Genomic DNA, 14,600 nt, shown 5'->3' on the forward strand with positions numbered 1-14,600 from the left:
CGGATCGCTTCTTTGGCGGCTACTCGGCAAACGCGTTACCGACGCTGTTGCCACCCACATACGTCTCGACCAGGGTAAGGTCGGGATTGAACACAACAAAGTCGGCATCGCGGCCAGGCATAATGCTGCCACATTTATCCTCGACGTGAGCAGAACGCGCGGGTACCTCGGTCGCCATGCGAATGGCGATATCGGCGCTCGCAAGACCCCAGTCGACGATGTTCTTGACGCCCTGCGCGAGCGTGAGCACCGAGCCGGCGATAGCAGAGCCATCGGCAAGCCAGCAAAGGTTGTCCTTCATAATAACATCCATGCCACCGCTGGTGTACTTTCCCTCGGGCATGCCGCCGCAACCCAGGCAGTCGGTGATCAGCACCGTGTGCTGCCAGCCCTTGGCCTGCAGCAGGGCCTTGATAGCAGCGGGGTTCACATGTTTGCCGTCGCAGATGATCTCGGCATAGGTGTTGGGCGTGGTCATAGCGGCCCCGACGACACCGGGCTCACGGTGATGCAGACCGCGCTGGCCGTTGTAGGTATGCGTAAAGCAGCTGGCGCCAGCATTGATGGCGGCGGCGCACTCATCATAGGTGGCATCGGAGTGGCCAATGCAGGTCACGACGCCCTTTGCGCTCAAAGCCGCGGCGTAAGCGGCAGCGCCATCGCGCTCGGCCGCCATGGCGCTCTTGACGATACGACCGCCGGCGGCCTCCTGCCACTCGTCAAAAATTTCCTCGGACGGGTCAATCAGATAAGCGGGGTTCTGGGCGCCCACGTGCTTCATGGTAAAGAACGGGCCCTCCAGGTAGATGCCCTGAATACGAGCACCGCAGAACTCGGGTCCACGCTCTTCTTCCGCCTGTGCAATGGCGGCGCAGGCGTCCTTAATCTGCTCCACGCCGTCGGTAAAGGTCGTGGGAAGCCAGCTGGTGGTACCACGACGTGCGAGCTCGGTCGAGCTGATGTTGATGCCCTCGGCATCGTTATCGGTCGTGGCATGGTTATAGAAGCCATGAATGTGGGTGTCCACCATGCCCGGCGCAATCCATGTACCCGAATAATCTTTGATCTCACAAGCGGGCTCATCGGCCTGCCAAACGCCAAAGACGCCGTCTTCGACCATGAGGTAGCCGCCCAGCTGCGGCCCCGCCGGCAAAAAGAACTTGTCGGCCTTGATAGCATACGTGCTCATCTATGCTCCCGTACCCGCAGTGCATTTTAGGGCGGATCAAAAACCACTGCATTGTTAATTCGAGCGATTGTTCGTTGCCTTCTACCGCTTGGTATAATTTGCACCCGCCGCAAAACACGCCAAGCCGTTTATACCCAATAACTCTAGACTGCGCGGTTGTGGTAGACCTTGTACTTAAACTGGTCGGCACGCGCAACCGAACGCGTATACTCGATAACCTCGTTGTTCATGTCATATGTGGTACGAATCAAATCCAGCACCGGCGCGCCTTCGGTAATCTCGAGCAGACGAGCGTCGGAATGGCGGGCGATACTCGCGTAGAATTCTTCCTCTGCCACGCGAACTTTCTCGTGAAAGTCCTGCTCAATCATGTCGTACAGCGATTTGTTCTCGATCATGGGGCGCTTAAGCGCAAAGAACTTGCGACTTGGCAGATATGTACACTCAATCATCAGCGGTACACCATCGGCTATACGCAGGCGCTTGATCTTGTACAGACGCTCGCCCAGGCGCGCGTTCATCTCTACGGCAATATTCTTGTCAGCCTCGACCTCGGTAAACTCAAGAATCGTCGTCTTGGGCACACGGCCGATCGCCTTCATCTGCTCGGTAAAGCTATAGGTCTGCGTGAGATTTGCCGTTTGCAGAGAGCGGTCGCACACCATGGTTCCACGGCCGCGCTGACGAACCACCAAGCCTAGGCGCTCAAGCTCCTGTAGGGCAAGGCGAACCGTCGTACGCGAGAGCCCATAGCGTTCCGACAGGTCACGCTCAGACGGCAAATAGTCGCCGGGTCGAAGTTCGTGATCGATTTTATCGGTCAGCAAATCGACGAGCTGATCGTACAGAGGTTGTTTGCGCGCTCCCATTGCCATAATGATACCTGCCGGATAAATGACTCGAAATTGGTTGTAACCAGACACCACGTACTATAGCAGTTTTAATGGAATAACAGCAGGTCAACCAGCATATTTCAATATTGTTTGCCGGTTGATAGCCTGCACACTGTAATACCAATTACATCACTGCATCAAGTATCGAGGTAGCAAAAAGGGCCGCCCCCACGGAGCGGGACGACCCTTTGTAAGACAGATACGTCTTTAAGGCTTAGAGAAGCTTCTTGAGCTCCTCGGCAACAGCCTGGACCTGCGTGCCGATGATGACCTGGGTAGCACCCTTGTCCATCTTCATGACGCCCAGAGCGCCGGCCTTCTTGCAGGCGGCCTCGTCGACCAGCTCGGAATCGCCAAGCTCAAAGCGCAGGCGAGTAGCGCAGCAGTCAACGGTCTTGACGTTCTCCTTGCCACCGACGGCAGCGAGAACAGCAGCGGCCAGGGCGGCGAACTTGTCGTCGCCAGCGGCAGCGGAAGCGGAGGTCTCCTCGACATCCTCATCCTCGCGACCAGGGGTCATGAGGTTGAACTTGGTGATGGCGAAGCGGAACACGAGGTAGAAGACCAGGAAGGCAGCGATGCCCAGCGGGATGATCATCCAGGTGTTGGCAGCAGCCGGGAGGCTAGCGGAGAACAGGAGGTCGGTAGCACCAGCGGAGAAGCAGAAGCCAGCACGGAAACCAACATAGTAGGTGACGACGGTGAAGATGCCGTACAGGGCAGCGTACACGACGTAGAGCGGGAAGCACAGGAACATGAAGCCGAACTCGAAGGGCTCGGTGACGCCGCAGACGAAGGCGCAGATAGCAGCGGAGACAACCAGGCCGATAGCAGCCTTCTTGTTCTTAGCGGTCTGAACCATAGCCAGGGCAGCGCCCGGGATACCGAACATCATGCAGGGGAAGAAGCCGGACATGTACATACCGAGGCTCCACTTGACGTCAGCAGAGGTCTCGCCAGCCCAGAAGTGGGTCAGGTCGCCCAGGCCGATGGTGTCAAACCAGAACACGTTGTTCAGAGCGTGGTGCAGACCGGTCGGGATGAGCAGACGGTTGAGGAAGGCGTAGATGCCAGCGCCGATACCATCCATGGCGGCGATACCCTCACCAAGAGCAACAAGAGCACCGAAGATGAGCGGCCAAGCAAAGAGCAGGACGACGGAGACGACGATGCAGATGACGGCGGTCATGATGGCGACGCAACGCTTGCCGGAGAAGAAGGCCAGCCAGTCGGGAAGACGAGTGTCCTTGAACTTGTTGTAGCAAGTGCCACCGATGACGGCGGACAGGATGCCGATGAAGGAGTTACCAGCGATCTTGGAGAACGCGATGCCCTCGGTCGTGGCAAGCCAAGCGGTCTGAGCATCGGCGTCCATACCACGAATGGTGCCAACAACAGCGGGGTTCAGGAGCTGCTGGATCATCAGGAAGGCGACGAGGCCAGCGAGGCCAGCGGTGCCATCGTGATCGTCGGCAAGGCCGACAGCGGCGCCGACTGCGAACAGCCAGGCCATGTTATCGATAAGAGCGCCGCCTGCCTTGATGAGCAGGAAACCGGCGGTATAGGCAAAACCGGTAGTGTCACCGGCAGCACCCATGACTGCGGGAGCGAGCAGGTAGCCCACGCCCATAAGAATACCTGCGACGGGAAGCATCAGCGCTTTGCCGAGCTTCTGGAGGTACTTCATCATATGGTATCTCCTCCAACCTTTCTTTCGTTGTTCACCAACGAGTTCCATGTCCGCGCCTTGTGCATACCGGCTTCTCCGCTTGCCGGCATTGATGCGCAAACTTAGACAACCCAGTCCCTATTTGGGGTTGCTGGTATGTACGGCAGCACACACTCAATTCAAACGTCCACCACATTTCGTTCAAATTACTATATCGTTGCCAAACGGTTATTTTTGGCCCGTAAACGGTAATTTACGCAGGTAGACATGGTGCGTTTCTTTCATTACCAAACTAATTCTTAGCAATTTCCATTCGATTTCGTCTCAAAATTGGTTACTACCAGATGAACAGTGGTACCACATTGTTACTACCAGTTTAGCCGAAATCGTTTTCACTTTATATGAATAAAGTGTCCCAAAATTTGCATACAACCACCCCCTCTCATCGCCCTCCCCACAGTGCAAAAAGCCCGCTAGAACGATGTCCGTTCTAGCGGGCATATCAGATTTTTGGCTACGTACTCGGCGGCTCGGGCAGCCCTTACGCAAACAGGCCGTAGATGCTGATGTTGGCCTTGGCGTAGAGGCCGTTGGCGTACTCGGTCCACTTGGAGCTGGCGCTCGAAGCCTGCGAGGAGTACTGCTGGTAGGCAGTGTAGTAGGCGGTCATGGCCTGCTTATAGGTGGCGTTATCGGTCGTAAAGGCATCATCGGCAAAGGCCTTGGCATAGGTGCTGTCGGCATCCTTCCAAGTGCCCTTTGAGCTATCCCACTCATCGCCGGCAAGGTTGATGATGTAGTCGGCGTAGTCTTTGCTCGCGGTCTCCTCGTTGCCGTCAGCAGGCTCGGTCGGGGCGGTCGGCATGCTTGCGGAGCTATCGCCCACCTTCTTCTTGTAGAGCTTCTGCAGCGTCGCGGACTGGCGGACGATCTGCTTGGCCTGATCCTTGGACACGCCGTACTGCGTGGCCATGGTCTTGTAGTCGGAGGTGCCGATGGAATCCTCGGCGTACTGCTTCATTTCCTTGGAAGAGACGGTAATGCCCTCGTCCTCGGCAGCGTCCAGCAGAATCTGGTTGCGCACGTAGGACAGGATAACGTCGGCAGACGGAGCGGTGTAGTTGCCGTCATCGTCCTTGACGGTGTCGAGGCTGTACTGGCTCTCGATGGCCTCACGCGCGGTGATGTCGCTCTTCTTGCCGTTGTAGCTATAACTTGCCACGGTCGAATCGAGCTGGTCCTCGGACAGGGTCGCCGAGCCGACGCCCTTGCCGCCAAAACCACCGTTGCCGATAAAGAAGCCGACCACGGCAGCAATCACGACGGCGACCACAAAGGCGGCAATCATCGTCTTCTTGTGCTTGCAAGCGTGGTCGCCCACGTCAGAGTCGTCGTCCTCGTCCTGCTCCTCGGGCATCAGATTCTCGTCAGCGGCATCCGCGGCAATCTGAGCCTCCAGGCGAGCGTCCTCCTCCTCGGCGGTCGTGCCGGCGGCAATATGTTCGGCAGACGTGCCGGCGACCAGGTCGATCTTCTCGTCCTCATCACCGTCGGGGCCTTCGCCGCGTTCGATGATCTGGATGCCGTCGATCTCGTCCTTCTCGTCCTTCTTTTGAATCAGACCCATATCAGTTACTCCTTGTTAGGAAACATAGTCCCCAATAGAATACGCCCGGCAGAGCGCCGGGCGTATTGATTCTTAGGTTATACGCAAACACTTAAGTACTATTTAGGCGTTTGCAGCGTGCATACCTTAGGCCAGGTGCGCGATAACGGCATCGGCAAAGGCCTGCGTGCCCACGGCCCCCTCGACGGAGCCGGTCTGGGCACGACGCACGTCACCGGTAACCTGCTCGCCCTCGTCGAGCGTGGCAGATACGGCGGCACGAATGCGATTGGCAGCATCGTTCTCGCCCAGATGATCGAGCATCATAGCCGCAGATAGAATCTCGGCCGTGGGGTTGGCGATATCCTGACCCGCGATATCGGGCGCGGAGCCGTGCGTTGCCTCAAAGATGGCGCAATCGGCACCGATGTTGGAACCCGGAGCCATACCCAGGCCACCCACCAGGCCAGCGCACAGGTCGCTGACGATATCGCCGTACAAGTTGGGCAGCACCAGGACATCGAAGTCATTGGGGTTCTGGACCAGACCCATGCAGGTGGCGTCGACGATCTTGTCGTTGAACTCGATATCAGGATAGTTGGCGGCCACCTCGCGCGCCACGCGCAGGAACAGGCCGTCGGTCGCCTTCATGATGTTGGCCTTGTGCACGGCCGTCACCTTTTTGCGGCCGCAGCGGCGGGCATACTCAAAGGCATACTCCACAATGCGACGGCTCTTGGCGATAGAGATCGGCTTAATCGAGATCGCGGAATCGGCGGCGAAGGTCTTTTGACCCGAACGCTCAACGAGCTGCGAGAGCTCCTCGACCTCAGCAGCGCCCTCATCGAACTCGATGCCGGCGTAGAGATCCTCGGTGTTCTCGCGCACGATGACCAGGTCGACGTCGCGGAAGCGCGAGCCGTCGCCCGGCTGCGACAGGCAGGGGCGCACACAGGCGTACAGGTCAAAATGCTTGCGCAGGGCCACGTTGACGCTGCGGAAACCCGTGCCGACCGGCGTGGTGATGGGACCCTTGATGGCAACCTTGGTCTCGGCGACCGCATCGAGCACGTGCTGGGGCAGCGGCGTGCCAAACTCGTCCATGACGCCGGCACCGGCCTCCTGGACGTTCCAGTTGATCTGAACACCAGTGGCCTCGACCACGCGGCGCATGGCCTGCGTAATCTCGGGACCGATACCGTCACCGGGAATCAGGACTACATCGTGCGCCATAATCTGTTACTCCTCGTCTTCGGCGTCGTCAGATTTTTTAACGCTAGCACGCTTCTTCTTTTTGGAGAGATCCAGGCCAAAACGTTTAACAAGCATTTCGCAAATCTCGCTCGAACGGGCCTTGAGATAGCTGCCCTTGCCGTTCTCGGCGTCGAACTTAAGGCGCAGCGCGAGCTTCTCGGCAACCTCGGCGTCGATCTCGCCCTGGCAAAACTCGTACAGGCAACCGAGCATGTCGCGATACTCAAGGTCGCCGTGGTAGCACTGGATGGCCTCGTCCAGGATGGGCCAAGCCTCGCGCGAACGCTCGACGTTCGTGGCACCCCACACGCACAGCAGGCGGAAGGCGGCATAGCGCAGCGTGGAGGAGATCTCGTCGAACAGCGCAGTCTCGGCGCCCTCAAAGGCATCGCCCAGCTGCTCGGGGCAGGTGGTAGAGAGCGCCGTCAGGGCATCGAGGGCCTCCCAGCGGGTCTGCGCCTCGGGGCGGTCGAGCGCCTCGATCAGCGCGGGCACGCAGGGCACGACGCGCTGCGGATCGCGCTCGGCAAGCAGGTGCAGCACGCGGGCGGCAAACTGGCGGATGCGGCGCGTGGGGCAGCCGAGCTCCTTGACCAGACGGTCGACGGCGTTCTCGTTCTCCTCTGCCAGCTGAAGCTGTGCCAGCTCCTCGTCGGTGAGCTGTTCGTCTTTGTTTTCTGCCATAGTTACCTCTTCTTACTATTTCTTAGCGTGCTTGCCAGCACCCTTGCTGTCATCGGTGACCGAGATGAGCTGTCGGTCGGCCGCGCCATTGCGACGCGCACGGCGGCGTTCCTCGGCGTCGCCCGCGTCGGCGGCGGCGCGATGAGCCTTGTTGACGTTAAAAACCTCGTCGTGCTTGCGCCATGGACCAACGGACTCGCCAAAGCTCATCTTAAGACCGGCGATAAAGCCGCCGAGCCAGCCGATCGGCGCAAACTGCACCAACGGAAACAGCGAAAACACCCAGGTCAGCAGGACGACTGCCGCCGCTCCTGCAAAATTGGCGATCCAGTAGTCGCGCTTGGTGATCACGCGCTTTTCGCACGCCCACTGGCCGCACAAAAAGCCAATGTAGATCGCAAAGAGAAAGAGCACCAGCGCAAGCACCACGAACGTCCAGTTCATGGGCGCTACTCCCCGTGATGATGGCCGCAGCAGCACTCGTGGCCGTCGTCATGGCCGTGGCCGCCGCAGCACTCGTGGTCCTCGCCGTGATGGTGGCCGCAACCGCACTCATGGTCGTCGCCGTGCTCGCCGCAACCGCAGCCGTCCTCGTGAGCGCCATGCTCCTCGGGACGATACTGCGACCAGTCCAGACCGGCGGCGATGGCGTCGGCCTCCTCCTTGTAGAGGACCGTGATGGCCTGGGTGCCCAGCTTGGCGCCACCGATGGCGTCGAGCATGTCGTAGAGCGTAAAGGCCACGTCGGCGCCGGGCAGCGCAAGCTCGCGGTCGTCGGCATAGGCGAGCGCCAAGCGCAGGTCCTTAATGAAGTGCTCGACCATAAAGCCGGGCTTGTAGTCGCCGTCGAGCGCCTTGGGGGCCAGGCTCTCCATAGCACCGGACTTACCGGTGCCGCCCAGGATCATCTGGCGGGTCTTCTCCAGGTCAAGGCCGCTCAGCTCGGCAAATGCCATGGCGTCTGCCATGCCGACCATGCAGGCGCCCAGCGACACCTGGTTGGCGAGCTTGGCAGCCTGGCCCTTGCCGGCGCCGTCGAAGCAGCAGATGTTGGCCGCAAAGGTGGCAAGGATGTCGCGGACCGGCGCGATGTCGTTCTCGGTAGCGCCCACGATAGCCGTGAGCGTACCGGCGATAGCGCCCGACTCGCCGCCGGTGACGGGGCAGTCAAACGCCATGCGACCAGAAACCTGGGCGGCCTCGGCAATGTCACGGGCAAGCTCGGGCGAGCTCGTGGTGAGGTCGATCAAGACCGCACCCGGCTTGGTGCACGCGAGCAGGCCGTCGCCCGCCAGGTAGAGTTCCTCGACCTCGGAGGGATAGCCCACCATGGTAAAGACGACATCGGCGTTCGCCGCGGCATCGGCCGGCGTATCTGCCCAGACGGCGCCGCGCTCGATAAGCGCCGCCGCCTTGGACTTGGTGCGGTTGTTGACCGTGACGGGATAGCCGGCGTCCAGAATGTGGCCGGCGATGGGGGCACCCATGATTCCGGTGCCAATGAATGCGACGGAGAGCTTGTTTGCCATGAAACCTATCCTTTTGGGTTGGGTGTTGTTACCAGGTTGAATACTCGGTGCCAGCGTTTGGGCTGTGAGTCGAGGGCGATTACGGACGCAGCGCTTGCCTACTGACCGCGCACGCGGCGGGCGATACGGTCGGAAAGCGACGCCTTGTCGGCGCGGTTCTTACCCCAAAACGCGCAGCCCACCATGCCGGGGCCCACGTGCGAGCCGATGGTGGGACCCACGGAGCCGCGAATGATCGTGACGTCGGCGCAACCCTCCTCCTTGCGGATGGCGGCTTCGAGCCAGTCACCATCCTTTTCGGCATCGGCCGTCATGATGGCGATGGGCATGGTGCGATCGGGCACGTAGTTCTCGCGGAACGACTTGAGGATGGACTTGAGCGCCTTCTTGCGGCCGCGGTTGACGCCGATCAGCGACAGCGAGCCGGCCAGGTCGTAGGAGAGCTCGGGCTTGACATCGAGCTTTGCCGTGAGCTGCGCCGCCGCGGGCGGAATGCGGCCGCCGGCAGCCAGTGCGTCGAAGCTCTCGAGCGTAAAGTAGCCGTGGACGTAGGTCTTTGCCTCGTTTGCCCAATCGACCAGCTGCTTGGCGGTCAGTCCCGCCGAACGCTGGCGCACGGCCTCGAGCGCCAAGAGCGCGCCGGTCGCGCAGGGCAGAGCGTTGTCGACCACGTAGAGCTCAAAATCGGGATACTCGGCACGCACGGCGTCCGCCGCCTGGCACGCGGAGTTGTAGCTCGACGACAGCGCCGAGGTAAAGCACAGGTAGACCGTGGGCGTGCCCTCTTTGGCGCACTCGGTAAAGAACTCGATATAGCGACCGAGCGACACAGCCGAGGTGGACACGCGGGCACCGGCGCGCATGCGGTCGTAAAACTCCTTGGGCGTGATGCTCGACCAGATGTCGTCTGTGCGCTCCTCGCCATCGATAATGAAGGGGAAACCCAGGATATCGACATCGAGGTTCGCGGCGACCTCGGGGCTAAAGTCGCAGCAGGTATCGACGACGATGCGGCAACGGTCCGAATGACCGGTAGATGCGGCCTTGTCCATCAAAGCGACTCCTTACGTAAAAAGGCGGCCACCCGCATGGGATGGCCGCCAACCGTTAACTCATGCAAGTTAACGTATTTTACTCGTCAAGTGTTTCGATACGGGGCTTGATGATGCCATATCCACCATTCTTACGGTGATACACCACATTGATGAGGCCAGTCGTCGCGTTCTCGAACACGTAGAAGTCGTGGCCCAGCAGATCGGTCTGCACCAGCGCCTGCTCCTCAGTCATCGGGGTGACATCGATGACCTTCTCGCGGACGAGCAGGTCGTCGTCCTCCTCGGGCAGCAGCAGGTCGGCCAGATCCTCGACACGCTCGACCGGTGCAACATCCGCTGCGCTGGCACCACCCTGGCGGTTGTCCACGACCTTGGTCTTGAACTTGCGCAGCTGGCGGGTGACCTTATCGGCGGAGAGGTCGATGGCGGCGTACATATCTGCACCGTGCTCGGCAACGCGAATCACCGAACCGCGGGCGCGAACCGTAACCTCGACGATTGCCGGGTTGGGGTTCGAGGGGTTCTTCTCATAGCGAAGTACAACGTCGACCGTCATGGGCTCGATATCGAAAACCTTGAGCGCCTCGCCGATCTTCTCATCCACATGCGCACGCAGAGCATCGGTTACCGTCGTCTTGCGTCCAGAAACCTTGATATCCATACGTGGCTCCAATCTGCCTCGGGGACTTACTGTACTGGCTATGTACCCATTGCCGTGCATTTAATCACGCGGATTCCCAAAGACCCGAATAACGATTGCTTGATACCGCATACCGAAGTCTCGCACTTTTCTGTGGCAAAGTGCGCTATGGAAGAGCGACGGCGACTTTGGTTTTGCACCTAAAAAATGTCTTTGACCTGCTGGTTTTATGGAAACGAAAAAGCCGGGCTCCCCTGTTGGGAGAGCCCGGCGATGCGTGTTGAAACCGTGAAGAGGCGTCCCTCCTAGCGCATAGGAGACGCCACCCCTAGCAATAACTAGCTATTGAGCTTGTTAATGTCGTCGTCGGTGATAGTGCCCTCCTGGCTGGACGATTTATCCTCGGAGGATGCACCATCGCTGCTCGAATCGGAGGATGCGGACTCGCTGGATCCGGTGTCGGTCGGCTGCACGTCGGCGCCCGAGACCGTCTTGGTGGTGAGGTCATAGGGCATCGTGCCGTACCAGACGGAGTGGACCGCCTCGAGCGTGCCATCGACCGTGATACCGTCGAGGGCATCGCTCACGGCACGGCATAGCTCGTCGTTGGCCGCGAGGCCCGCGACGCCGAGCGTCGAGGGCGTCTCGAGCGTGCCGACGTAAGAGACCTGGCTCATCAGGCGCGCAAGGTAGCCGCCGGCCGTGGAGTCGCAGATCACGTAGTCGACCTCGCCGGACTCGAGTGCCTCAAAGCACTCGTTGATGTTGGAGAAGGTCTTTTGGTTGGCCGTGATGCTCTGCTTGGCGAGCGCTTCCTGCGAGGCCGAGGAGGTCTGAACGCCCAGGGTAGCGGTGTTAAGCGTTTCGGTGGAAACGCTCAGCGACTCGCCGTCGCTCGTCTTTCCGAATACTGCCGCAGCGTCGTACAGGCAAGTACCAAGCGTGCTGATGTCATCATCCGTGGAATTGATATCGCCAATGAAGATGTCGGCCTTTTTGTCGCCAAGCACGGAATCAGCAGAAGACGCATCGACGAAGGCAACTTTAAGGCCCATACGGCTTGCAAGGGCGCGGGCAGCGTCGACCGCATACCCCGTGAGCTCGCCGTCGGTGCCCTGCATGGCCTGCGGCGCATCGGAAGTATCGAGGGCGACCGTCAGGGTACCGGGGGTGAACAGGGCATCATCCGACACCGTGGGCGTGACGGTCTCGTACTCGATCTGGTCGATCGTGGGAGTCGTGAACGTAGACAGCGGGTTGAACGCGCATCCGCTCAGACCCAAAACGGCGATGACCGCTGCGGTCCCAGCACCTAACCGAGCCGCGTGCATCAAGCTGCCCCTCACCATGTCCACTACCCTGCCTTCTGTGTCGTATACGATCCGTGCGATGCGCGGAATATCAGATTGTTCCCACCAGCTGACCTGGTATTTGACCCCACACTTGCGCACCGGGGTGTTTGCTCGGGAGGCCGCAGCCACCTTCACGACTGGCCCGCTCGCCCGCGAGGCGGTATTGCCCCAAAGAAAGTAGAACGGACGGTGCGGCTTACATCTAGGACGCGCCATGATCGCGCCGCGCGCACGCGGTCGCTTACGTGGATCCCTTTGACCGCGTCTGTCTTGGACTAGGACGGGCATTTCGTCCGTCCGCAACCACAGCCTGGTAGGAACGTAGCGCATTATAGCTAAGTTCAAGCTAAAGTTTAAGGTTAGGGGCGTCATTCGCATCGCGAGTACAGATTTCGCAGGTCGGAGTGGGCTATTCGTGCCCCTGTGAAGCCCGGAGCTCCCCTATGGGGAGCTCCGGGGCACCCTTCCTAGGGTGCTGTGGCCAAAAAATGGCAAATATGAGTACTGTCACCAATTTAGTAACAGGCAGTTTTAGCCTCTCGGACAGATTTTGCGCTCAGTGTCGCCAACCTGATGCTTAGTTATTCTACATTTGTTTATTATCTTCTTACTTTATGACGCCTCCGAGTCCTAAATTCCTTGATTTTGCTGTTACTGATTTAGTGACAGTACTCATATTTGCCATATTTTGGCCAGGGCATATGATTAACCCCCTATTTTCGACGTGAATTAGACCGGCTTAAGCCCAAAACACGCCCGCAGCGTGTTAAGCAACGCCTCTTGCTTCTTCCTGCGGGCATCGACACGATTCCGGTACCGCTTTCGCATACGCTGGTGCATGCGCCATGCGAGCGCTTCCATCGCTTCCATGTCACAGAGCATTTCGTTGTTGACCGTCGCGACCTCGATTCCCATAGTAATCAAGCCCGTGTTGCGCTTTTCATCATGGATACGTCCCCTCCGAGAGGAATGGCCCAGCTCACCGTTGTATTCCAGGTCAAACCGGGCTGCCTCCTGATATGCATCGCAAACTGCATGGGGCATCCCCGAGATTGCCTGCGCACGGTCATCGAACTCGATCTTGTAGTCGGTCTTAAAAGGTCCGCAGGCAAACCCGCCATAGGAAAACGGAAGCGAAAACAGGGCGAGCATGATGCACTCCATGGGCGAGAGCAGGTTTTCCGAAAGATAGGGACACAGACGCAGCAGCTGTTTGGCCACATTCCCCTTGCATGCCGCAAGGTAATCTGCCAGACGATCGGGCATCAGCACCGGCTCGACTTCAAAGTAGCCCACGTCTGCTGGCTGGTCCTTGTCCTTTGCAAGTTTATTCGTAACAGGCGAGGTGTAGGGAGGCAGATACTTCCCGCGGTCGCTCAGTGAAATCTTAGAGCACAGCTCCTGGGCCAGGGCAAACGCCTGGATGCAGCCGACCTCACGCGCAACGGCAACACAAAGGGCCTCGGGAGATAGGCTGTACACCCCCGGTTCCACCTCTAGAATCGAGCCGGCGGGCAACCCGGAACACACGGACCAGCCTACGCCAGGCATGCGGCGGCGCTGCGCCGCAGATCCCACCAACAAGCACAGATCTTCCTGCACCTCGCCACTTTTGGCTCCAATTCGCACCAAGTCAGGAAGATAGATATCCTCGGTCGAGGGCGACGACGTGCGCAGCACACGGCGCTCTTCATCGGGATTAAGGTCCTTCCAGCTGATATAGCCCATCTGCCGGCGCTCGGCGCGCATCATGCGAAGCGCCGAGGCACCTGTTAGGATTACGGAAGCCGCTAGCTGTTCGCCTGTCGGCTCGTTGCGCCGCTCAATCTTCACTGCCACAAAACCACCCCTACCAAACACGTGCGATAGCAATGCCATCGACTGCCGCAGCGCCGGCGCGCTTGAGTTCCGCCGAAGCCGTGGCCATCGTCGCGCCCGTGGTGATAACGTCATCGATCAGCAGCAGGCGGCGGCCGTGCACGTCCTCAACCGTCTCGTACATGCCTTGGGCACGCTCGCGGCGCTCCTCACGACCGAGTTCGCGCTGGTCGCCATGCCCGTACTTGACGAGAGCATCGAGCAGGGGAACACCCGACAGCTCGCAAAATGGGCGCGCAATAGCCTCCATATGATCAAAACCACGCCGCCGAAACGCTGCCGCCGTCGCAGGCACAAACGCCACCGCATCCGCACCGGACAGCACACCTCCTAAGCGTTCGGGCGCTACGACCTGGGCATGCAGGGCGGTGTCGTAAAGCAGCTCCGCCAGATACGGAGCCAGACGTCGCTCGCCCGCATCCTTGTACGCTTTAATGATGCGCGGCAGCGGATGCGCGTAGACGGCGCACGCCAGGCAGCGGTCGAGCGCCTCCGACATTGCCGAGGACGTGCCCTCGACCGAACATTCAGTGCACAGCAAATCCCCAAACGGGGCGCCGCATCGGGTGCAGCTATGACGTGGGTCGATGAGCGTGAGCGCAGCCAGGCAGTCTTGGCAAATAAGCGCACCGGCGCGCTCGCAGCCGGCACATCGTGTTGGCGACAATGCCTCGAGCGCCTCGCGTGCCACCCGCTCGGCAAACGGTAGCAATTCGTCCGCAAACGGTAGGGCGCCGGCACCCTGCAGACGGCTCAATATGTTCAGATGGCTCTTCAAGACACAACCCTCCCTACGTTCGGTCGCAGGGAGGGTTGTTGATTCAGCGCTATGATACCCCGATGCGCTCGGG

Annotated in this window: 13 protein-coding genes; all 13 read right to left on the reverse strand. The window is 59.7% G+C overall.

Annotated elements, in window-relative coordinates; genetic code table 11:
• Window positions 1-19 precede the first annotated feature (19 nt).
• Entirely contained in the window at window positions 20-1,189 is a 1,170-nt protein-coding gene (nagA, locus tag PMW70_RS04705; RefSeq protein ID WP_195543930.1) for an N-acetylglucosamine-6-phosphate deacetylase, read from the reverse strand.
• A gap of 143 nt (window positions 1,190-1,332) precedes the next feature.
• The gene (locus PMW70_RS04710) at window positions 1,333-2,064 is read right to left on the reverse strand and encodes a GntR family transcriptional regulator (RefSeq protein ID WP_195543929.1); all 732 of its coding nucleotides are present in this window, start codon (window positions 2,062-2,064) and stop codon (window positions 1,333-1,335) included.
• Between the two features lie 232 nt (window positions 2,065-2,296).
• Complete coding sequence (locus PMW70_RS04715; protein ID WP_271744020.1) at window positions 2,297-3,772, reverse strand: PTS transporter subunit EIIC; 1,476 nt, start codon at window positions 3,770-3,772, stop codon at window positions 2,297-2,299.
• A gap of 520 nt (window positions 3,773-4,292) precedes the next feature.
• Window positions 4,293-5,378: a hypothetical protein gene (locus PMW70_RS04720; protein ID WP_271744021.1), complete on the reverse strand. Its 1,086-nt coding sequence runs from the start codon at window positions 5,376-5,378 to the stop codon at window positions 4,293-4,295.
• Between the two features lie 126 nt (window positions 5,379-5,504).
• Entirely contained in the window at window positions 5,505-6,590 is a 1,086-nt protein-coding gene (locus tag PMW70_RS04725; protein WP_022094615.1) for an isocitrate/isopropylmalate dehydrogenase family protein, read from the reverse strand.
• A gap of 6 nt (window positions 6,591-6,596) precedes the next feature.
• Complete coding sequence (locus tag PMW70_RS04730; RefSeq protein WP_271744022.1) at window positions 6,597-7,295, reverse strand: HEAT repeat domain-containing protein; 699 nt, start codon at window positions 7,293-7,295, stop codon at window positions 6,597-6,599.
• 15 nt (window positions 7,296-7,310) lie between these two features.
• A complete protein-coding gene (locus PMW70_RS04735; protein ID WP_271744023.1) occupies window positions 7,311-7,739 on the reverse strand; it encodes a hypothetical protein in 429 nt (142 codons plus the stop codon).
• 5 nt (window positions 7,740-7,744) lie between these two features.
• Window positions 7,745-8,824 carry an NAD(P)-dependent oxidoreductase gene (locus tag PMW70_RS04740; RefSeq protein WP_138340216.1) on the reverse strand — a complete coding sequence of 360 codons (1,080 nt, stop codon included), beginning with the start codon at window positions 8,822-8,824 and terminating at the stop codon, window positions 7,745-7,747.
• 98 nt (window positions 8,825-8,922) lie between these two features.
• Window positions 8,923-9,876, reverse strand: coding sequence for a DegV family protein (locus PMW70_RS04745; RefSeq protein ID WP_271744024.1), 954 nt, complete (start codon window positions 9,874-9,876; stop codon window positions 8,923-8,925).
• Window positions 9,877-9,955: 79 nt separating this feature from the next.
• Window positions 9,956-10,540, reverse strand: a complete 585-nt coding sequence (gene hpf / locus PMW70_RS04750; protein WP_055285508.1) for a ribosome hibernation-promoting factor, HPF/YfiA family — start codon at window positions 10,538-10,540, stop codon at window positions 9,956-9,958.
• A 317-nt stretch (window positions 10,541-10,857) separates the two neighbouring features.
• The gene (locus tag PMW70_RS04755; RefSeq protein WP_233547255.1) at window positions 10,858-11,868 is read right to left on the reverse strand and encodes a substrate-binding periplasmic protein; all 1,011 of its coding nucleotides are present in this window, start codon (window positions 11,866-11,868) and stop codon (window positions 10,858-10,860) included.
• 732 nt (window positions 11,869-12,600) lie between these two features.
• Window positions 12,601-13,710 (reverse strand): hypothetical protein, encoded by a 1,110-nt coding sequence (locus PMW70_RS04760; RefSeq protein ID WP_117629900.1) that lies wholly within the window; start codon window positions 13,708-13,710, stop codon window positions 12,601-12,603.
• A 10-nt stretch (window positions 13,711-13,720) separates the two neighbouring features.
• Window positions 13,721-14,527 carry a double zinc ribbon domain-containing protein gene (locus PMW70_RS04765; protein WP_271744025.1) on the reverse strand — a complete coding sequence of 269 codons (807 nt, stop codon included), beginning with the start codon at window positions 14,525-14,527 and terminating at the stop codon, window positions 13,721-13,723.
• Window positions 14,528-14,600 lie beyond the last annotated feature (73 nt).

This window comes from Collinsella aerofaciens (assembly GCF_028209625.1).
GTDB lineage: Bacteria > Actinomycetota > Coriobacteriia > Coriobacteriales > Coriobacteriaceae > Collinsella > Collinsella aerofaciens_AM.

Coding starts and splice junctions, on each gene's coding strand:
- nagA (WP_195543930.1), bottom strand. CDS start 1,189: ATGAGCACGTATGCTATCAAGGCCGACAAGTTCTTTTTGCCGGCGGGG.
- PMW70_RS04710 (WP_195543929.1), bottom strand. CDS start 2,064: ATGGCAATGGGAGCGCGCAAACAACCTCTGTACGATCAGCTCGTCGAT.
- PMW70_RS04715 (WP_271744020.1), bottom strand. CDS start 3,772: ATGATGAAGTACCTCCAGAAGCTCGGCAAAGCGCTGATGCTTCCCGTC.
- PMW70_RS04720 (WP_271744021.1), bottom strand. CDS start 5,378: ATGGGTCTGATTCAAAAGAAGGACGAGAAGGACGAGATCGACGGCATC.
- PMW70_RS04725 (WP_022094615.1), bottom strand. CDS start 6,590: ATGGCGCACGATGTAGTCCTGATTCCCGGTGACGGTATCGGTCCCGAG.
- PMW70_RS04730 (WP_271744022.1), bottom strand. CDS start 7,295: ATGGCAGAAAACAAAGACGAACAGCTCACCGACGAGGAGCTGGCACAG.
- PMW70_RS04735 (WP_271744023.1), bottom strand. CDS start 7,739: ATGAACTGGACGTTCGTGGTGCTTGCGCTGGTGCTCTTTCTCTTTGCG.
- PMW70_RS04740 (WP_138340216.1), bottom strand. CDS start 8,824: ATGGCAAACAAGCTCTCCGTCGCATTCATTGGCACCGGAATCATGGGT.
- PMW70_RS04745 (WP_271744024.1), bottom strand. CDS start 9,876: ATGGACAAGGCCGCATCTACCGGTCATTCGGACCGTTGCCGCATCGTC.
- hpf (WP_055285508.1), bottom strand. CDS start 10,540: ATGGATATCAAGGTTTCTGGACGCAAGACGACGGTAACCGATGCTCTG.
- PMW70_RS04755 (WP_233547255.1), bottom strand. CDS start 11,868: ATGGTGAGGGGCAGCTTGATGCACGCGGCTCGGTTAGGTGCTGGGACC.